18 protein-coding genes and 1 tRNA gene are annotated in these 18,987 nt (G+C 76.0%); 10 read left to right on the forward strand and 9 right to left on the reverse strand.

The features are described 5' to 3' along the window. Positions 1-48 precede the first annotated feature (48 nt). From nrdI to ACWPWW_RS07640, 3 genes are read left to right on the forward strand one after another with little or no spacing between them, the layout of a single operon-like run. Positions 49-483 (forward strand): class Ib ribonucleoside-diphosphate reductase assembly flavoprotein NrdI, encoded by a 435-nt coding sequence (nrdI, locus tag ACWPWW_RS07630; RefSeq protein ID WP_454049721.1) that lies wholly within the window; start codon positions 49-51, stop codon positions 481-483. A 49-nt stretch (positions 484-532) separates the two neighbouring features. Then, positions 533-1,654: a non-homologous end-joining DNA ligase gene (gene ligD / locus ACWPWW_RS07635; RefSeq protein WP_454049722.1), complete on the forward strand. Its 1,122-nt coding sequence runs from the start codon at positions 533-535 to the stop codon at positions 1,652-1,654. A gap of 60 nt (positions 1,655-1,714) precedes the next feature. Next, positions 1,715-2,422, forward strand: coding sequence for a DUF5701 family protein (locus tag ACWPWW_RS07640; RefSeq protein ID WP_454049723.1), 708 nt, complete (start codon positions 1,715-1,717; stop codon positions 2,420-2,422). Positions 2,423-2,440: 18 nt separating this feature from the next. Here the strand turns inward: ACWPWW_RS07640 and ACWPWW_RS07645 are convergent, their stop codons facing one another. From ACWPWW_RS07645 to ACWPWW_RS07655, 3 genes are read right to left on the reverse strand one after another with little or no spacing between them, the layout of a single operon-like run. Then, a complete protein-coding gene (locus ACWPWW_RS07645; protein WP_454049724.1) occupies positions 2,441-3,274 on the reverse strand; it encodes a sulfurtransferase in 834 nt (277 codons plus the stop codon). A 28-nt stretch (positions 3,275-3,302) separates the two neighbouring features. Further along, positions 3,303-3,452 carry a hypothetical protein gene (locus tag ACWPWW_RS07650; RefSeq protein ID WP_454049725.1) on the reverse strand — a complete coding sequence of 50 codons (150 nt, stop codon included), beginning with the start codon at positions 3,450-3,452 and terminating at the stop codon, positions 3,303-3,305. An 11-nt stretch (positions 3,453-3,463) separates the two neighbouring features. Continuing rightward, positions 3,464-3,865: a VOC family protein gene (locus ACWPWW_RS07655; RefSeq protein ID WP_454049726.1), complete on the reverse strand. Its 402-nt coding sequence runs from the start codon at positions 3,863-3,865 to the stop codon at positions 3,464-3,466. Between the two features lie 239 nt (positions 3,866-4,104). Here ACWPWW_RS07655 and ACWPWW_RS07660 point away from each other — a divergent pair, with 239 nt between their 5' ends. The 4 genes from ACWPWW_RS07660 to ACWPWW_RS07675 all read left to right on the forward strand — a co-directional run bounded on the left by ACWPWW_RS07660 (position 4,105) and on the right by ACWPWW_RS07675 (position 9,982). Continuing rightward, on the forward strand, positions 4,105-5,127 hold the full coding sequence (locus ACWPWW_RS07660) for a 3-oxoacyl-ACP synthase III (protein WP_454049727.1): 1,023 nt from the start codon (positions 4,105-4,107) through the stop codon (positions 5,125-5,127). After that, entirely contained in the window at positions 5,124-7,781 is a 2,658-nt protein-coding gene (locus tag ACWPWW_RS07665) for an alpha/beta fold hydrolase (protein ID WP_454049728.1), read from the forward strand. Before ACWPWW_RS07660 ends, ACWPWW_RS07665 begins: the two co-directional genes overlap by 4 nt. Then, entirely contained in the window at positions 7,778-8,761 is a 984-nt protein-coding gene (locus tag ACWPWW_RS07670; protein WP_454049729.1) for an NAD-dependent epimerase/dehydratase family protein, read from the forward strand. Before ACWPWW_RS07665 ends, ACWPWW_RS07670 begins: the two co-directional genes overlap by 4 nt. A 144-nt stretch (positions 8,762-8,905) precedes the next feature. Continuing rightward, complete coding sequence (locus ACWPWW_RS07675; RefSeq protein WP_454049730.1) at positions 8,906-9,982, forward strand: fatty acid desaturase family protein; 1,077 nt, start codon at positions 8,906-8,908, stop codon at positions 9,980-9,982. A 198-nt stretch (positions 9,983-10,180) separates the two neighbouring features. On the opposite strand, the gene ACWPWW_RS07680 is transcribed toward ACWPWW_RS07675, so the two are convergent. Further along, on the reverse strand, positions 10,181-10,387 hold the full coding sequence (locus tag ACWPWW_RS07680; RefSeq protein ID WP_454049731.1) for a cold-shock protein: 207 nt from the start codon (positions 10,385-10,387) through the stop codon (positions 10,181-10,183). Positions 10,388-11,104: 717 nt separating this feature from the next. Between ACWPWW_RS07680 and ACWPWW_RS07685 the strand changes: the two genes are divergently transcribed. Continuing rightward, entirely contained in the window at positions 11,105-11,422 is a 318-nt protein-coding gene (locus tag ACWPWW_RS07685; protein ID WP_454049732.1) for an STAS domain-containing protein, read from the forward strand. A gap of 74 nt (positions 11,423-11,496) precedes the next feature. Here ACWPWW_RS07685 and ACWPWW_RS07690 read toward each other — a convergent pair. The 5 genes from ACWPWW_RS07690 to ACWPWW_RS07710 form a co-directional block, all read right to left on the reverse strand. Continuing rightward, a tRNA-Thr gene (locus tag ACWPWW_RS07690) sits at positions 11,497-11,569 on the reverse strand. Between the two features lie 97 nt (positions 11,570-11,666). Beyond that, positions 11,667-13,199, reverse strand: a complete 1,533-nt coding sequence (locus ACWPWW_RS07695; RefSeq protein WP_454049733.1) for an alpha/beta hydrolase — start codon at positions 13,197-13,199, stop codon at positions 11,667-11,669. Between the two features lie 112 nt (positions 13,200-13,311). Beyond that, complete coding sequence (locus ACWPWW_RS07700; RefSeq protein ID WP_454049734.1) at positions 13,312-14,451, reverse strand: DNA polymerase III subunit delta'; 1,140 nt, start codon at positions 14,449-14,451, stop codon at positions 13,312-13,314. Next, complete coding sequence (gene tmk, locus ACWPWW_RS07705) at positions 14,448-15,128, reverse strand: dTMP kinase (RefSeq protein ID WP_454050417.1); 681 nt, start codon at positions 15,126-15,128, stop codon at positions 14,448-14,450. The genes ACWPWW_RS07700 and tmk overlap by 4 nt, the downstream gene beginning before the upstream one ends. Before the next feature lie 55 nt (positions 15,129-15,183). After that, positions 15,184-16,188, reverse strand: coding sequence for a Gfo/Idh/MocA family protein (locus ACWPWW_RS07710; RefSeq protein ID WP_454049735.1), 1,005 nt, complete (start codon positions 16,186-16,188; stop codon positions 15,184-15,186). A gap of 164 nt (positions 16,189-16,352) precedes the next feature. Between ACWPWW_RS07710 and ACWPWW_RS07715 the strand changes: the two genes are divergently transcribed. Both ACWPWW_RS07715 and ACWPWW_RS07720 read left to right on the forward strand, forming a co-directional pair. After that, entirely contained in the window at positions 16,353-17,510 is a 1,158-nt protein-coding gene (locus tag ACWPWW_RS07715) for a glycerol dehydrogenase (protein ID WP_454049736.1), read from the forward strand. Positions 17,511-17,624: 114 nt separating this feature from the next. Then, positions 17,625-18,935, forward strand: a complete 1,311-nt coding sequence (locus ACWPWW_RS07720) for an alpha-amylase family protein (RefSeq protein WP_454049737.1) — start codon at positions 17,625-17,627, stop codon at positions 18,933-18,935. Positions 18,936-18,987 lie beyond the last annotated feature (52 nt).

Genomic DNA, 18,987 nt, shown 5'->3' on the forward strand with positions numbered 1-18,987 from the left:
GGTCCCCGCGGGAGGGCGGGTTCGGCTAGTTGGGTCGGGAGGGTGAGCGTGCGGCAGACCCCGGTGTACTACTACTCGTCCGCCTCCGGGCTGGTGCGGTCGTTCGCGGAGCGGCTCGACCGGCCCGCGTACAACCTGGCCGAGCGCGAGCACCGGCTGGCCGAGGCCGACGGGCCGTGGGTGCTGCTGACCCCGTCGTACAAGACCGGGAACGAGCAGAACGACACGATCCCCGAGGCCGTCCGGCGCTTCCTGCGGTCGCCGGTGAACCGCCGGCGGATGGTCGGGGTGATGGGCAGCGGCAACCGGAACTTCGGCCGGTACTACCAGCACGCCGCCCGGGACGTCGCGGCGCGGTCGCACCGGCCGGTGCTGTTCGAGTTCGAGATCGCCGGCACCCCGTGGGACGTCGCGGAGTGCCGCCGGATCCTCACCGACCTGGACGCGGCGCTCGCCTCGGGCGGGGACGCGCCGGCCGCCTGACCTGCGCCGGAGGGTCGCGCCGGGCACCCGGGACCTCTAGCGTGAGGCCATGAGCCCGTCGAAGGTGCCCGCGGAGGAGATCGACGTGCGCGGCCGCACCGTCCGGGTCTCCAGCCCCGACAGGGTCTGCTTCCCGGACCGCGGCATCACGAAGCTGCAGGTCGTGGAGTACTTCCTGAGCGTCGGCGACGGCATCCTCGGCGCTCTGCGCGACCGGCCGACGACGCTGGAGCGCTGGCCGCGCGGCTGGTTCGAGGGCGCGAAGCTCTCGACGCGCGTGGACAACAAGGGCGACGCGTTCTTCCAGAAGCGCGTGCCGCAGGGCGCCCCCGACTACGTCGAGTCGACGACGATCACCTTCCCCAGCGGCCGGACGGCGGACGAGGTGACGCCGACCGAGCTCGCCGTGGTCGCGTGGGCCGCCAACCTCGGGACGCTGACGTTCCACCCGTGGCCGGTCACCCGCGACGACGTCGAGGCGCCCGACCAGCTGCGCATCGACCTCGACCCGCAGCCCGGCACGAACTTCGACGACGCCGCCCGGGTCGCCCCGCACGTGCGGGAGGTGCTCGCCGAGCACGGGCTGACCGGGTTCCCGAAGACGTCGGGCGGGCGCGGCATCCACATCTTCGTGCCGATCGAGCCGCGCTGGTCCTTCACGCAGTGCCGCCGCGCGACGATCGCGGTGGGCCGCGAGCTCGAGCGGCGGCTGCCCGGGCAGGTCACCACCAAGTGGTGGAAGGAGGAGCGCGGCGAGGCGATCTTCGTCGACTACAACCAGATGGCGCGCGACCGCACCATCGCCTCGGCGTACTCGGTGCGCCCGAACCGCCGCGCCACCGTCTCCGCGCCGCTGCGGTGGGAGGAGGTGCCGGACGTGCACCCCGACGACTTCGACGTGACGACGATGCCCGCCCGGTTCGCCGAGGTGGGCGACCTGTTCGCGCCGCTGGTCTCCCGGGCGTCGCCGGCTCCGGGGACGGACGCGGTGCGGCCGGGGTCGCTCGAGGGCCTGCTCGAGCTGGCGGCGCGGGACGAGCGGGACCACGACCTGGGCGACCTGCCCTACCCGCCGGAGTACCCGAAGATGCCCGGTGAGCCCAAGCGCGTGCAGCCGAGCAAGGACCGGGACCGTCCGAAGGCCGAGGCGAGCGAGGGCCCGGAGGACTGAGCGGGAACTCCCGGGGACCGCCGGGCGTTCCACCGCTTCCCGCCGACCCGAGGAGCGCCGATGCCCGTCCCCGTCGTCACCGCCGACCCCGCCTGGCCCACCGTGGCCGCCGCGGACCGCGCCGCTGCACCGTTCGACCCGCGGGCCGACGCCGACGCCGAGCTGGACCGGCAGGTGCGGGCGTACGCCGACCTGGGCCTGCTCGACCTGCACGGCTCGTCCGCGGACCGGCTCCGTGCGGCCGTCGACCCGCTGCGCGCGGCGCTGGCCACGCCCGGCCCGTCGGCCGTCGCGCCGGACGACCACGTGCCGTTCGTCCTCGTGCTGGCCGGCGGCACCGCCCACGCCAACGCCGCCGTCCCCGCGATGCGCCGCGGCCCGCGCCCGGGCGTGAGCGTGATCGACGACGACGAGATGGCGGGGTACCGCCCGCTGCCCGACGTGACCGAGCCGGCGGCCCCGTACCTGCTGCTCGACGTCGACACCGGCTCCGAGTTCTGCGACGTCCGGCCGGAGCAGGCGCTGGCGACGGTCCGCGAGCGCGGGCGGACGCCGCTGACCATCGCGGAGGGGCTGGCGCTGGTCGCCGTGCGGCCGGACATGCTGCGACCGAACCGGTGCTTCTCGCTGATGGGGTCGCGCGCCGGGAACCAGCGCGTGCCGGCCGTGTGGATCAGCGAGCGCCGCCCGAAGCTCGGCTGGTGCTGGGACCGCAACCCGCACACCTGGCTCGGCGCGGCCTCCGCCGGTGGCCGCGCGGGGCGCTGACCCCCCGCCGCCGCGGGCTCAGTCCCCGGTCGCGACCGGGCGCTCCGGGTCGCTGGACCACTGGGACCAGGAGCCGGGGTACAGCACCGGGGTGCGGCCGGCCATCATCAGCGCCGCGGCCTGGTGGGCGGCCGTGACGCCGGACCCGCAGTAGACGGCGACGTCGCCGCCCTCGGCGACCCCGAGGGCGGCGAACCGCGCGGTGAGGTCGTCGACGGGCCGGAACCGGCCGTCGGCGTCGAGGTTGTCCGTGGTCGGGGCGCTGACCGACCCCGGGATGTGCCCGGCGCGCGGGTCGACGGGCTCGACCTCGCCGCGGAACCGCTCGGCCGCGCGGGCGTCGAGCAGCACGCCCTCGTCGGCCCACTGCGCCGCGCCGTCGGCGTCGACGGTCGGCAGGTGCCCGCCGGACAGCTCGACGTCGCCCGGCGCGACCTCGGCGGTGCCGGACTCGAGGGCGCCGCCCGCCGCGGTCCACGCGGCGAGCCCGCCGTCGAGGATCCGCACGTCGGCGACGCCCGCCCACAGCAGCAGCCACCACGCGCGGGACGCGGACATCGCGCCCGAGTCGTCGTAGACCACCACGGGCTCGCCGGCGCGCAGACCCCAGCGACGCGCGGCGGACTGCAGGTCGGCGACGTCGGGCAGCGGGTGCCGGCCGCCCACGGCGCTCGGCGCCGCGGCGAGCTCGGCGTCCAGGTCGACGTAGACGGCGCCGGGCAGGTGGCCGGCCCGGTAGCCCTCGACGCCGGGCGGGCCGCCGAGCGCCCACCGGACGTCGAGCAGGCGGGGCGGGCGGGGTCCCTCGAGCTCACGGGCGAGGGCGGCGGCGGACACGATGACGTCGGGCACGGTCGCCACGCTACGACGCCGCCGCAGGTCAGCGCGAGGGGCCGCGGGCACCGGCGCCGAGCTCGACCCAGCGCGCGCCGCCGCGGCGGGTGACCGTCGCCCGCGCCGCCTCCGCCGCCGCGGGCAGCACGTCGGCGGGGTCGACCCGCGCCCGCAGCAGCCCGACGACGACGGTCACCCGGTACGACGTCACGCGTCGCCGGCGATGCGCACCGTGCCGTCGTCGGCGATCGCCCACGCCGGGTTGTGCGCGACCTCCCACACGTAGCCGTCGGGGTCGGCGAACGCCCCCGACGTGCCGCCCCAGGACGCGCGCTCGGCGGGGCGCACGAGCGTCCCGCCGGCGGCCACGGCCGCGTCGAGCACCGGCGCCACCTCCTCGGGCCGGCGGACGTTGTGCGCCAGCTCCACGCCCGGACCCCCGTGCCCGCCGAGCCGCGTCCACAGCGCGAAGGCGGTCCCGCCCAGCTGGAAGAAGCACACCTCGTCGTCCGGCTGCTCGGCCGGCGGCCACCCGAGCGCCTCGTAGAAGGCGCGCGCCCGCGCGAGGTCGGTCACTCCCAGCGTGACCAGGCTGAGTCGAGGCTCCATGCGCCCTTCGTAGCACGCCGTGGCCGACGCCACGCCGCGCGCCCGGAACTCGGCGGGGGTCCCGGGCGTTGCAGTGGACGGTGCCCGCCGTCGGACGCTCGGCTCGCACCCGCCCGCCGCACGCTGCACGTCCGCAGGCCCCGGCCCGCCTTCGTGGGGCGCGACGCGGCCTCGTGCACCATGCTGGCGTCCTCGGGCGGCACGCACCGCCCACGACGTCGTCCGCTTTTGGAGCTTGAGTGTCCGGTAACGCCACCACCCGGTTCGGGAACGTCTCGCTGCTGTCGGTCGCGAGCCGGCTCCCCAGCCGGATCACGACCTCCGCCGAGATCCAGGAGCGCCTCGGGTCCGCGCTGCGCCGGCTGCGCCTGCCGCGCACGGTCCTGCAGCGGGTGGCGGGCGTCGAGGAGCGGCGCAACTGGGCCGAGGGCGAGGACGTGCACGCCGCGACCGTCGCCGCGGGCGAGCAGGCGCTGTGCGAGGCGGGCGTCAACCCCAGCGCGGTGGGCCTCCTCATCAACACCTCGGTGACGCGGAAGCACCTGGAGCCCTCGGTGGCCGTGCGGCTGCACCACGGGCTGGGGCTGCCGAGCTCGGCGGTGAACTTCGACGTCGCCAACGCGTGCCTCGGGTTCATCAACGGCATGACGCTGGCGGCCGGGATGATCGAGTCGGGCCAGATCCGGTACGCCGTCGTGGTCAACGGCGAGGACGCCGACGACATCCAGACCGCGACCATCGACCGCCTGCTGGGTGCGGAGATCGGCCGCGAGGACTTCCTGCAGGAGTTCGCCACCCTGACCCTCGGCTCCGGGGCGGCCGCCGCCGTGCTCGGTCGCACGGACGAGAACCCCGGCGGGCACCGGGTGCTCGGCGGCGTGACGCGCGCCGCGACCCAGTTCCACGACCTGTGCGTGGGCAGCGCCGACGGCATGTTCACCGACGCCCGGGCGCTGCTCGAGGGCGGGCTGGACCTGGTCGTCGACGCCTGGCGCGAGGCCGCCTCGGAGTGGGACTGGTCGGCGATGAACCGGTACATCACGCACCAGGTGTCCCGCGTGCACACCGACGCGATCGTCAAGGCGGTGGGCCTGGACCGCAAGCGCGTGCCGACGACGTACCCGCACCTCGGCAACGTCGGGCCGGCGTCCGTGCCGATCACGCTGGTCGAGGAGCAGGACTCGCTGCGCAGCGGCGACCGCGTGCTGCTGATGGGCGTGGGCTCCGGCATCAACACCGCGATGCTGGAGCTCGCCTGGTGACTGGCCCGTCGACGACCCGCACGACCCCCGCTCCCCGGCCCGCCTCGCACGCCCCCGCCGGGCTGCCCGGGCTCGACCCGCGGCTCAGCCACGTGCTGGCCGTCCCGTCGACCGGGGTCGGCGACGACCTCCCGGCCTGGCACTACCTGGACACCGGCCCCGAGCTCGCCGCCCGCGGGCTGACGCCGGCCGGCACCGTGCTGGCCGTGCACGGCAACCCGACGTGGTCCTACCTGTGGCGCTCGCTCCTGACCGCGAGCCTGGAGGCGGCCGCGGCCGGCGGGCCGGTCTGGCGCGTCGTCGCCGTCGACCAGCTGGAGATGGGCTTCTCCGCCCGGACCGGCCGGCGCCGCGGCCTGGCGGACCGGGTGCGCGACCTCGGCGCGTTCACGGACGCCCTCGGCCTCACCGGTCCGGTGGTCGCCCTCGGGCACGACTGGGGCGGCGTGGTGGTCAGCGGCTGGGCGGTCGACCACCCCGGCCAGCTGGCCGGGCTCGCGCTGCTGAACACCGCCGTCGCGCACCCCGTCGACGTGCCGATCCCGGCCCCGCTGCGGGCTGCGGGCGCGGGCCCCGTGCTCCGCGTCGCGACGCGGACGACCCCGGCGTTCCTCGAGACCACGCTCGCGATCGCCCACCCGCGGCTGCCGCGCGACGTCGCCGACGCCTACCGGGCGCCCTACCGGCACGCCGCCGACCGCGACGGCATCGAGGCGTTCGTGGCCGACATCCCCGCCGACGCCACGCACCCGAGCCACCCGGAGCTCGACCGCGTCGCCACCGGGGTCGCCGCCCTCGAGGTGCCCGCGCTGCTGCTCTGGGGCCCGCGCGACCCGGTGTTCCAGGACCGCTACCTCGACGACCTCGTCGACCGGATGCCGCACGCGCGCGTGCACCGCTACGAGGGCGCCGGGCACCTGGTCGCCGAGGACGCGGACTGGGCGCCGGCGCTGCTCGGCTGGCTGACGGAGCAGGTGGCACCGGGTGCGGTGGCCGAGGACGAGGCGCCGGACGACGCCCCGTTCACCCCGCTCTGGTCCCGGCTCGACGCCCGGGCGGACGACGACACCGCCGCCGTGCTCGAGATGGGCCGCCCCGGCGGCGGCTCCCGCACCGTCTCCTGGCGGCTGCTGGCGCGGCAGGTGCGCCGGATCGCGGCGGGCCTGCACGCGCTGGGCGTCCGCCGCGGCGACCGCGTCTCCCTGCTGGTGCAGCCCGGACCGACGCTGACCGCGCTCGTCTACGCCTGCCTGCGGATCGGTGCCGTCGTGGTCGTCGCGGACGCGGGTCTCGGCGTGCGCGGGCTGACCCGGGCGCAGCGGGGTGCGCAGCCGGACTACCTGGTCGGGCAGACGAAGGCCCTGGCCGCCGCGCGGGCGCTCGGCTGGCCCGGCCTGCGGATCGCGACCGACCCGCTGACGCCGACGGAGCGCCGGGCGCTCGACGTGGCGTACCAGCTCGTCGACGTGGCCGACCTGGGCCGCGACGAGGTGCTGCCGCCCGAGCCCGGCCCCGCCGACGAGGCCGCCGTGCTGTTCACCTCGGGGTCGACCGGCCCCGCCAAGGGCGTCGTCTACACGCACGCCCAGCTGTCGGCGCTGCGTGACGTCCTCGGCGCGCACTTCGACGTCCGGCCGGACAGCGGCCTGGTCACCGGCTTCGCACCGTTCGCGCTGCTCGGGCCCGCGCTCGGCACCCGCTCCGTGACCCCCGACATGGACGTCTCGTCGCCGCGGACCCTCACCGCGCGCGCCGTCGCCGACGCCGTCACCGCCTCCGACGCGGGCATCGTGTTCCTGTCCCCCGCGGCGATCCTCAACGTGGTGGCCACGGCGAACGCGCTGGACGACGGCGACCGTGCCGCACTCGGGCGGGTGACGACGTTCCTGTCGACCGGCGCCCCGATCAGCGCCGAGCTGCTCGGGTCCGCGGCCGCGCTGATGCCCGCCGCCCGCGCGCACACCCCGTACGGGATGACGGAGTGCCTGCTCGTCACCGACATCGACCTGGACGGCATCCGGGCCGCGGAGCCCGCGCCCGACGCGGGGGTCTGCGTCGGGCGGCCGGTCGGCCCGGGCGAGGTGCTGATCAGCGCGCTCGACGCCGACGGGGCCGCCACCGGCGAGCCGGGGACGACGCCCGGGGTGCTCGGCGAGGTGCTGGTCCGCGCCCCGCACCTCAAGCAGCGCTACGACCGCCTGTGGCTGACCGACCGCGCGGCCGCGCGCGACACCCCGCCCGGCCGCTGGCACCGCACCGGCGACGTCGGCCACCTGGACGCCGAGGGCCGGCTGTGGATCGAGGGCCGGCTCGCGCACGTGCTCGTGACCGCCGAGGGACCCCTGGCGCCGGTCGGGCCCGAGCAGCACGTCGAGCGCGTGCCGGCCGTCCGGCGCGCGGCCGTCGTCGGCGTCGGCCCCGCCGGCGTGCAGCAGGCGGTGGCCGTCCTGGAGCCGGTCGGCGGCTCGCGGCGGGCCGGGCTCGCCCCCGAGGACCTCGCCGCCGCCGCCCGCGCCGCGTCCCCGGTCCCGCTCGCCGCGGTGCTGGTCGCGCCCATGCCGACCGACGTCCGGCACAACTCGAAGATCGACCGCACCCGCCTCGCCGCCTGGGCGTCCCGCGTGCTGGCCGGCGGGCGGGTGGGGCGGCCGTGACCGTCCTGGTGACGGGCGCGTCCGGCCTGCTGGGCGGTGCCGTCGCGCGCACGCTCGTCGCGCGCGGGGTCGACGTCCGCACGCTGCAGCGTCGTCCCTCGGGGGTCGACGGGGCGCGGGACGTCGCCGGCACGCTCACCGACCCCGCGGCGGTGTCCGCGGCGGTCGACGGCGTCGACGCGGTCGTGCACCTGGCCGCCCGCGTGTCGCTCGCCGGCCCGCGCGAGGAGTTCGACGCCGTCAACGTCGGCGGCACCGCGCTGCTGCTCGACCACGCGGAGCGCGCCGGCGTGCGCCGCTTCGTCCAGGTGTCCTCCCCCTCCGTCGCGCACGCCGGCTCCTCCCTCGTGGGCGTCGGCGCGGCCCCCGCCGACCCGGCGCGCGCCCGCGGCGACTACGCGCGCACCAAGGCGGCGGCCGAGCTGCTGGCCCTCGACCGCGACGCGGGGCCGGACGGGATGAGCGTCGTCGCCGTGCGCCCGCACCTGGTCTGGGGCCCCGGGGACACCCAGCTCGTCGAGCGTGTGCTGGACCGCGCCGCCCGCGGCCGGCTGCCCCTGCTCGACCACGGCGCCGCGCTCATCGACACCGTGTACGTCGACAACGCCGCCGACGGCATCGTCGCTGCGCTCGACCGGGCGCCCGACGTGCACGGCCGGGCGTACGTGCTCACCAACGGCGAGCCGCGCACGGTCGCCGACCTGCTCACCGGCATCTGCCGTGCCGCGGGCGTGCGCCCGCCGGCGTGGCGGGTCCCCGCCGGGCTGGCACGGGCCGCGGGCGGGCTGGTCGAGGCCGTGTGGCGGCTGCGTCCCGGCACCGACGAGCCGCCGATGACCCGGTTCCTCGCCGAGCAGCTGTCGACGGCGCACTGGTTCGACCAGCGCGCCACCCGCGCGGAGCTGCGCTGGACCCCGGCGGTGAGCGTGGACGAGGGCTTCGCGCGGCTCGCGGCGCACTACGGCGGGACGCCGCGCTGACGGGTCACGATCACCCGGGTTGGGGGGACAGCCCCACTGACGTGCCGCGTCCGCCCCCGTAGCGTGGAACGCATCCGCACGACGAGCACCGCGCTCACGCCCACGGCTGGGAAGTCGACCGACGACACGTCCGGAGCTCCTCTGGTGACTGCCACGACGACCGCCCCCGCCCGCACCAACCAGGCCGCCTCGACCGGCTCGTACCAGGAGCTGTCCCGCCTGGTCCGCGACGAGGGCCTGCTCGTGAAGACGCCCGGCTTCTACGTCGGTCTCCTGGTCGCGCTCGGCGCGGCGCTGGCCGGTCTCGTGGCCGGCTCGGTGCTACTCGGCCAGTCGTGGTTCCAGCTGCTGATCGCCGGGGCCCTCGGCCTGGTGCTGACCCAGTTCGCGTTCGTCGCGCACGAGGCGTCGCACCGCCAGGTGTTCGCCTCCGGCCCGGCCAACGACCGCCTCGGGCGGATCCTCGCCAACGGCGTCGTCGGGATCAGCCACTCCTGGTGGATGACCAAGCACTCGCGGCACCACGCCAACCCGAACCGCGTGGGCAAGGACCCGGACATCGCGCCGGACACGATCGTGTTCCTGCACACCGACGCCGCGAAGCGGAGCCGCCTGGGCGCCGCGCTGACGCGCGTGCAGGGCTGGGCGTTCTTCCCGCTGCTCACGCTCGAGGGCCTCAACCTGCACGTGACGGCGTTCCGCACGCTGCTGACGCAGGAGCGGTCCCGGGCGCGCACGTTCGAGCTCGCGCTGCTGGTGGTCCGCCTGACCGGCTACGTCGCGCTCGTGCTGTGGTTCATGGGCCCGGGTCTCGGCTTCGCGTTCATCGGCGTCCAGCTCGCGGTGTTCGGCGTCTACATGGGCGCCTCGTTCGCGCCGAACCACAAGGGCATGGCGATCATCCCCGAGGACAGCCGGCTGGACTTCCTGTCCAAGCAGGTCCTCACGTCCCGCAACATCAGCGGCGGCACCCCGATGAGCACGCTCATGGGCGGCCTGAACTACCAGATCGAGCACCACCTGTTCCCGAGCATGCCGCGGCCGCACCTGGCCCGCGCCCGGGAGCTCGTCATCGAGCACTGCACCGAGCACAGCGTCCCGTACACGGAGACCACGCTGCTGAAGTCCTACGGGATCGTCGTCCGGTACCTCAACGACGTCGGCCTCGCGGCCCGCAACCCGTTCGACTGCCCGATGGTGCAGCGCTACCGCCAGGTCTGACCCGCACGCACGAAGGCCGCCCCGCACTGCGCGGGGCGGCCTTCGTCGTCCCCGCGCTCGGCTGCGCACGCCCACGACGGCTGCGCACGGGCTGCGTGAACCGGGGGCGGGAACGACGGAGCCCGCCCCGAGGTGACCTCGGGGCGGGCTGCGCGTGAGCAGACCGGGCGCCCGTGGGGCGCCCGAGACGGCGTCAGATCAGAGCGGGCGGATGTTCGCCGCCTGCGGGCCCTTCGGGCCCTGCGTGACGTCGAACTCGACCTGCTGGTTCTCGTCCAGGCTGCGGTAGCCGCCGGTCTCGGCGATGGCGGAGTAGTGCGCGAACACGTCCGGGCCGCCGTCCGAGGGGGCGATGAAGCCGAAGCCCTTCTCAGCGTTGAACCACTTCACGGTGCCGGTGGTCATGATGTCTTCTCTCATTCGAGTGCCGAGACCACGGACGTGGCCTCTCGAACCGCGCCGCGTGCGACACGGGCGGTGCTGTCCGTGCGCGCGGACCGCGCGGACGGACGTGTGGGGGGCGGGCGAGCCGGCCAGCAGAGCGGCGGCCTCGGCCCAGGTGGGGGTCACCGCGAGCGTGCGCGACAACCGGTCGGTGACGTGGTGCCCGTCGGGCTCGCGCGAGATCACGCCGGCGTGCTCGCCGTCGGCGGTCGCGGCCCAGAGGTCGACGTCCGCCTGGCGCCACTGCAACGACGCGGGGGCGGGACGGACTCGGGTGAGGACTGAGGGTGCTGCGAGGGTGATGACTACTACTTTCGCTCCGACCGCCGGAGCGGTGCGGAGATGATGTGGGCGACGGCTGCCGGAGCGGGGCTCCGACGGCGACGACGCCCCGTGAGACTGCTGCGCAGGCTCAGCCCGCGCGTCGTGAACGGTGACCACACTACACGCCGCGCCACCGGGGGCCCGGCGAACGTGATGCAGCGCACCGCCGCACCGCTCCCGGCCGCGGCCGGCGGCCCCTCCTGGACGCGTCCTCGCCCGCGCCCGTGCTGCGCGAGTGCGGCGCCCGTGATGCGCCCGTGCGGAGCCCGTGATGCACCCCGCGGCGCGAAGTGCCAGGCTGAGGGCGTCGCGAAGGACGCCCGCGGCGCACCCGGCGCACCGAAGGCAGGCGTCATGCACGACGGACCAGGACAGATCAGCGCGCACCCCGACGGGTCGGTCACCCCCATCCGGCTCACGGGCGAGGTCGACGCCGCCCTCCGCGACCAGGCGAGCCGCGCCATGGCGGACGCGCTCACCGGGGGCCGCCCGGTCGAGCTGGACCTCGGCGGCGTGGACTTCATCGACTCGAGCGGGCTCGCGTTCCTGCTGCAGTGCCACCGCGCCTGCTTGCAGGTGGGGCTCGGCTGCGCGGTCACGCACGTCCCGGACACGACGATGGAGCTGATCCGGCTCACCGGGCTGGACGAGGTGCTGGCGATCCGCGCGTGAGGTCCGCGGGCCGGGGGCCAGGCACCCCGGGCACGACGAAGGCCCGGAACCGAGGTTCCGGGCCTTCGCACCTGAGCCGCCTAAGAGAATCGAACTCTTGACCTTCTCATTACGAGTGAGACGCTCTGCCGACTGAGCTAAGGCGGCGCGCCCGCCGCTGGCGGACGGGCACGGATACTGTACCTGGCGGACGGCGGGACCTCCAAAGCGAAGGGCCGCCGCAGCAGAACCGCAGGTCAGCGCGTCAGCACCGCGTCCCGTCCGCGGGGACGGTGCCGTCCAGCAGGTAGGCGTCGACGGCGTCGGCGATGCAGGCGTTGGACCGGCCGTAGGCCGTGTGCCCCTCGCCCTCGTAGGTGAGCAGCGTGCCCGAGTCGAGCGTCTCGGCCAGGCTCTCGGCCCACTGGTACGGGGTGGCGGGGTCGTTGGTGGTGCCGACGACGACGATCGGCGCGGCGCCCTCGGCGGAGTAGTCGTCCAGGCCGCCGGCCTCCGGCACCGGCCACTCGGCGCAGATGGCGCCGCCGTAGCCGAAGAAGTAGCCGACGGTCGGCGCGACCTGCTCGATGGCGGCCGCCTGCGCGCGCATCTCGGCCGGGTCGGTGGTGCCCCGGTCGTCCGCGCAGCCGATGGCCCAGAACGCCTGCGTCGAGTTGGACGAGTAGGTGCCGTCGGCGTTGCGGTCGTAGTACAGGTCGGCCAGCTGCAGCAGCACGGACCCGTCGCCCTGCAGCGCGGCGCCCAGCCCCATCGTCAGGTAGCTCCAGGAGGCCTCGTCGTAGAGCGGCAGCGCGATGCCGCTGAACGCGAGCGAGCCGGTCAGCGGCCGGTCGGTTCCGGTGGGCAGCGGCGAGCGGCGCGCCCGGTCCAGCACGGACTTCACCTGGGCGAGGCCGTCGTCGACAGAGCCGCTCAGCGGGCAGTCGGCGCCCGCCTGGCAGTCGGTGACGTAGGCACGGAGCGCGTTCTCGAACCCGCCGGCCTGCCCCTCGGAGAGCTCCTGGGTGGACAGCGTCGGGTCGAGCGCGCCGTCGAGGACGAGGCGGCCGACCTGCTGCGGGAACAGCGCGGCGTACGTCGCGCCGAGCTGGGTGCCGTAGGAGTAGCCGACGTAGTTCAGCTGCTCGTCGCCGAGCACCGCGCGCAGCACGTCCATGTCCTTGGCGGCGCTCACCGTGTCGACGTGCTCGAGGACGGGGCCCGTGTTCGTCAGGCACGCGTCGCCGAGCTTGCCGAACGCGGCCTCGGCGGCGGCGATGCCCTCGTCCGTCGCGTAGTCGAAGTCCGTCGCCGTGATCCGGTCCATCTCCGGCCCGTCGACGCAGGTGACGGGCGTCGAGGCGGCGACGCCGCGCGGGTCGAACCCCACGAGGTCGTAGCGGTCCACGACCTCGGCGCCGAACCGGGGCAGCGCGATGCTGGACAGCGCGTCGATGCCGGACGAGCCGGGGCCGCCGGGGTTGATCAGGAGCGAGCCGAGCCGGTCGCCGGCGGCGACGTGCCGGGAGACCGCGATCTCGATGGTGTCGCCGTCGGGCTCGGCGTAGTCGAGCGGGACGACGAGGGTCGCGCACTCGAGCTCGCCGCACGCCTGCCAGTCCAGCTGCTGCGCGTAGATGGCGTCGAGCCCCCGCACGTCGGCGGCGGTCGGCGCGGTGGTGACCGCCGTCTCCTCCTGCGGGGCGGTGCAGCCGGCGAGGACGAGCACGCCGACGGCGACGAGCGCGGCCAGGCGCGCCAGGAACGCGCGCGAGCGGCGCGACGGACGAGCGGGCACGACGGCATCCAGGGCTCTCGGGGCGGGAGTCACCGGACAACGGTAACGGCCGCGCGCTCCCTCCTGAGCCGTGTCACCCGGTCGCCCGCGCCGGGCTGCAGGTCAGCCCCGCTCAGGCCTGCGGGCGCAGCGCGATGAGCATCGCCTCGACCGCGAGGAGCGGCGCGACGTTGCCCTCCAGCCGGGTCCGGGCCTCGCCGACGGCGTCCATCCGCCGCACGGTCTGCTCGGCCGTCGACGCCTCGGCGACCGCCCGAGCGCCGTCCTCGTGCTCGGCGTTGACCAGGTGCACGTCCGCGCCCAGCTGCAGCACCAGGACGTCACGGTAGAACGACAGCAGGTCGACCATCGCCCGGTCGAGGACGTCGCGCTGCGCACGGGTCGCGCGGCGCTTCTGCTCCTCCTCCAGCTGCCGGACCGGGCCGCGCAGGGCCGGCGGGATCGTGGCGAGCCCCTCGGCGCCGAGCGAGTGCAGCAGCGCCTGCCGCTCGCGGGCGTCGCGCTCCTCGGTGGCGGCCTTCGCGTCCGCCTGGGCCGTCTCGACCAGCTCCGCCGCGGCCAGCACCGCGTCCCCGACCCCGCGCAGCCGCGGGGCGATCCGCAGCACGGCGGACCGGCGGGCGCGCGCCTCGGGATCACGGGCGAGGCGGCGGGCGACGCCGACGTGCGACTGCGCGGCCCGCGCGGCCACCAGCGCGATGCCGGGCTCGATGCCGTCCCGCCGCACGAGCAGCTCGGCGACGGCCTCGACCGGCGGCACGCGCAGCGCGACGGACCGGCTGCGGGAGCGCAGCGTCACCAGCACGTCCTGCGGGCTCGGCGCGCAGAGCAGCCAGACCGTCCGCGGCGGCGGCTCCTCGATCGCCTTGAGCAGGACGTTCCCGGAGGTCTCGTTGAGCCGGTCGGCGTCCTCGACCACGATGACCCGCCACCGGCCCTGGGACGGCGCGCGCTGGGCGAGCTCGACCAGCGGCCGGACGGTGTCGGCGCGGATCACGACGCCCTCGGTGGCGACGAACGTGACGTCCGGGTGCGTCCCGGCCAGCACGGTGGCGCAGCCCGGGCTGCGGGGGTCGCCCGACGGGTCCTGCAGGGCGGCGGCGAAGGCCCGGGCGGCGTTGGACCGGCCGGACCCGGGCGGCCCCGTGAGCAGCCACGCGTGGGTCATCCGGGAGGGGTCGGTCGCGGCGGCGCGCAGCACCTCGACCGCGGGCTCCTGGCCGACGACGTCGTCCCAGACGGTGGCGTTCACCGCTGCTCCCCCGCCGGCACGCCGAGCAGCGGCGCGACCCGCGCCCGGACGTCCGCGGCGACCTCGTCGACCGGGCGCGCGGCGTCCAGCACGAGCCAGCGGCCGGGGTCCGCGGCGGCGCGGTCCAGGAACGCGGCCCGCGTGCGGCGGTGGAACTCGTCCCCGGCGCTCTCCAGCCGGTCCGGCTGGTCGGGCCGGTCGCGCAGCCGGGCCATGCCCGCGGCGGGGTCCAGGTCGAGCAGCACCGTCACCGCCGGCAGCAGCCCGCCCGTCGCCCACAGCGACAGCTGCTCGACCTCGTCGGCGCCGAGGTCGCGCCCGCTGCCCTGGTAGGCCACCGAGGAGTCGAGGTAGCGGTCGGTGACCACGACCGACCCCGCGGCGAGCGCGGGCCGCACCAGCGAGGCGACGTGGTGCGCCCGGTCGGCCGCGTAGATCAGGGCCTCGGTGCGGGCGTCGAGGTCGCCGCCGTGCAGGACCTCGCGCCGCAGCACCCGGCCCAGCTCGGTGCCGCCGGGCTCCCGGGTGAGCACGACCGTGAGCCCGAGCCCGGTCAGCCACTCGCCGAGCAGGCGGGACTGGGTGGACTTGCCGCTGCCGTCGCCGCCCTCGAAGGACACGAACAGCCCGCCGGACGGTGGACGGAGGGCAGCAGAGGGCGCAGACGGGTCGGGCAGGGTCACGCGCGCCAGGGTATCGACCTCCGCCGACATCCCGGCGCGCGTGCCACGGTCACTCCCCCGGGTAGACGACCCCGACCTGCGCGCGGATCTCGTCCATCGTCCGCAGGTTCGCCAGCGTGTCCGCCCAGGGCATCCGCGGGCTCTCGGTCGCGCCGTCGGCGATCCGCCGCGCGACCTCCGCCGCCTCGTACTGCAGGCCGTGCTCGACGGGCTGCGCGAACGTCCAGGACCGGCCGTCGCGGCGCCGCACCTGGAACGACGTCGGCGCGTAGAAGCTGCCGTCGACCGTGATGCTGCCCTCGGTGCCGCTGATCGCCGCCGTCGTCGGCGTCTTCGCCCACAGCGTCGTCGTCAGCGCCGCCTGCGTGCGGTCGCCGTAGCTCAGCACGATGGCGATCTGGCCGTCGACGCCGGACTCCGTCAGCGCGCCGACCGCCCGGACCGACGCCGGCACGCCGAGGAGGTCCTGCGCGAACGCCACCGGGTACACGCCGAGGTCCAGCAGCGCGCCGCCCGCGAGCGCCGGGTCGTACAACCGGTGGCTCGGGTCGAACGGGAAGTACTGGCCGTGGTCGGCGTGCACCGAGACGATCTCGCCGATCTCGCCCGACTCGATCACCTGGTGCACCGCGGCGACGTGCGGGAGGAACCGCGTCCACATCGCCTCCATCACGAACACCCCGGCGGCGCGCGCGGCGGCGAACACCTCCTCCGCCTCGGCGGCGTTGCGGGTGAACGCCTTCTCCACCAGCACGTGCTTGCCGGCGGCGATGGCCAGGAGCGCGTGCTCGCGGTGCTCGGAGTGCGGGGTCGCGACGTAGACCACGTCCACCTGGGGGTCCTCGACCAGGTCGCGGTAGCCGATGTGCGTGGTGGGGATGCCGTGCGCGGTGGCGAACCGCTCGGCGCGGGTGCGGTCCCGCGACCCGACGGCCACGAGCTGCGCGCGGGTGCCGGCGCGGACGGCGTCGGCGAAGGCGGCGGCGATGCCGCCCGCGCCGAGGATGCCCCAGCGGATCGACGGAGCGGTACGCGGGTCTTCGGTGAGAGCCATGTCTGGACCCTAGTGCCCGGCACCCGGGGTCCGGCGAGCCCGCGCGCCTGGGACCGAGGTCCGGGTGCCCGGTCACCGGCGCCTCCGTACGGTGGACGGGTCGGCGGGCCTCGCGGGTCGGCGATCGACGGCCCCGTCGCCGGCGCACGAGCCGAGGAGGAGCCGTGTCCGCACCCCTGGAGCAGCCGCCCGTCCGCACCCTGATCAGCCCCGGGCGCTACGCCCAGGGCCGCGGGGCGATCGCGCGCCTCGGCGAGCTGGTCGAGCCGATCGGCCGCACCCCGCTGGTCGTCGCCGACGACACCGTCTGGGGGTTCGTCGGGGACGCGGTGACCGCGTCCTTCGAGGCCGCCGGTCTGCCGCTGACCCGCGACGGCTTCGGGGTGTACGCCACCGCCCCGGCCGTCGACGGCATCGCCGCCCGCATCCGCGAGACCGGCGCGGACGTCGTCGTCGGCGTCGGCGGTGGGTCGACGATCGACGCCGTCAAGGCCGCCGGTCACCTCGCGGGGATCCGGTGGGTGTCCGTGCCGACCGTCGCCTCCACCGACGCGCCGTGCTCGGCGCTGTCGGTGATCTACGACGACCACGGCGGGTTCGAGGAGTACCGGTTCTTCCCGCGGAACCCCGACCTGGTGCTGGTCGACACGCAGCTGGTGGCGAACGCCCCCGTGCGGTTCCTCGTCGCCGGCGTCGGGGACGCGCTCGCCACCTGGATCGAGGCGCGCGCGGTGGCCCGCACCGACGCCACGACGATGGCCGGCGGGCTGCCGACGGCCACCGGCACCGCGCTGGCGCGGCTGTCCTGGGACATCCTGTGGGAGCACGCCCTCCCGGCGATCGAGGCCGTCCGCGAGCACCTGGTCACGCCGTCGGTCGAGAAGGTCGTCGAGGCGAACACCCTGCTCTCGGGCCTGGGCTTCGAGTCCGGCGGCCTGGCGGCCGCGCACGCGATCCACAACGGGCTGACGGCGGCGCCGCAGACCCACGGCCTCACGCACGGGCAGAAGGTCAACATCGGCTCCCTCACCCAGCTGGTGCTGGAGGGAGCGCCGACGCAGGAGATCCGGGACTTCGTGGCGTTCACGACGCGGGTGGGGCTCCCGACGACGCTCACCGAGATCGGGCTCACCACCGACGACGTCGACGACCTCACGCGGGTGGCCGAGCTGGCGACCACCGAGGGCGAGACCATCCACGCGATGCCCTTCACGGTGCGGGTGCCGGACCTGGTGGACGCGCTCCGGTCGATCGAGGGCCTCTCCCGGCGGGTCCGCACCGACGCCGGGCTGCCCGAGCCCGAGCCGCACCGGGCGCACTGACCCCGCACGGCTCCAGGAGGGGCCGGTACCGGCCGGCACCGGCCCCTCCCGACGAGATGACACCACGCCCCTGACCTGCGAGGGTCGACGGACCGACCCGACCAAGGAGGCCCGATGGCGCCCACGTGGGTGGACCACGCGATGTGGTGGCACGTGTACCCGCTGGGCTTCGCCGGCGCCGAGCCCGTCGCCGACGACCGCACCCCCGTCACGCACCGGCTGGCGCACCTCGAGCAGTGGCTCGACTACGTGGTCGACCTCGGCCTCAACGGCCTGGCGCTCGGCCCGGTCTTCGCGTCGAGCACGCACGGCTACGACACGGTCGACCACCTCCGGGTGGACCCCCGGCTGGGCGACCGCGCCGACCTGGACCGGCTGATCGCCGCGGCGCACGACCGCGGCGTCCGGGTGCTGCTCGACGGCGTGTTCAACCACGTCGGCGAGCAGCACCCGCAGTTCCGCGCCGCGCTCGCCGGCGGGCCGGGGTCGCCCGAGGCGGACCTGTTCCGGATCACCTGGCGCGACACCGGTCCCGAGTGGGACTGCTTCGAGGGGCACCGCGCGCTCGTCACGCTGAACCACGACTCGCCCCGCGTCGTCGACCTGGTCGCCGACGTGATGACGCACTGGCTCGACGCGGGCGCCGACGGCTGGCGGCTCGACGCGGCGTACGCGGTGCCGGCGGCGTTCTGGGCGCAGGTCACGGCGCGGGTCCGCGAGCGGCACCCCGACGCGTACCTCGTGGGCGAGGTCATCCACGGCGACTACCCGGCGTTCGTCGCGGAGTCGGGCGTCGACTCGGTCACGCAGTACGAGCTGTGGAAGGCGACCTGGAGCGCGATCCACGACCACAACTGGCACGAGCTCGCGTGGACGCTCGGCCGGCACGACGCGTTCCTGGACGCCTTCGTGCCCTACACGTTCGTAGGGAACCACGACGTCACCCGGATCGCCGACCAGGTCGGCGACCCCGCGCTGGCCGGGCACGCGCTGGTGGTGCTCGCCACCGTCGGCGGCACCCCGGCGGTCTACTACGGCGACGAGCAGGCGTACCGCGGGGTCAAGGAGGACCGGGCGGGCGGCGACGACGCGGTGCGACCCCCGTACCCCCCGACGCCCGGCGACCTCGCGGGTCCCGACCGCGCGCCCGAGGGGTGGGCGGCCTACCACCGGCACCAGGCGCTGCTCGGGCTCCGCCGGCGGCACCCGTGGCTGCACACGGCCCGGACGCACGTCGTCGAGGTGACGAACGAGCACCTCGCCTACGAGGCGCGCGCGGCGGACGGCAGCGCGGGGCTGCTGGTCGCGCTCAACCTGGCGGCCGAGCCGTGGTCGCCCGACGTCCCCGCAGGGGCGCGCGCGGTCGCCGGCACGGCCGCCGGAGCAGGCGTCCCCGCGCGCGGCTGGGCGGTCTGGGAGCTCTGAGCCGCCCGGTGCCGGACCGGTGCCGCACTTCCACCTCCGCCGGAGGTGGAAG

Source organism: Cellulomonas sp. Marseille-Q8402, from assembly GCF_965119525.1.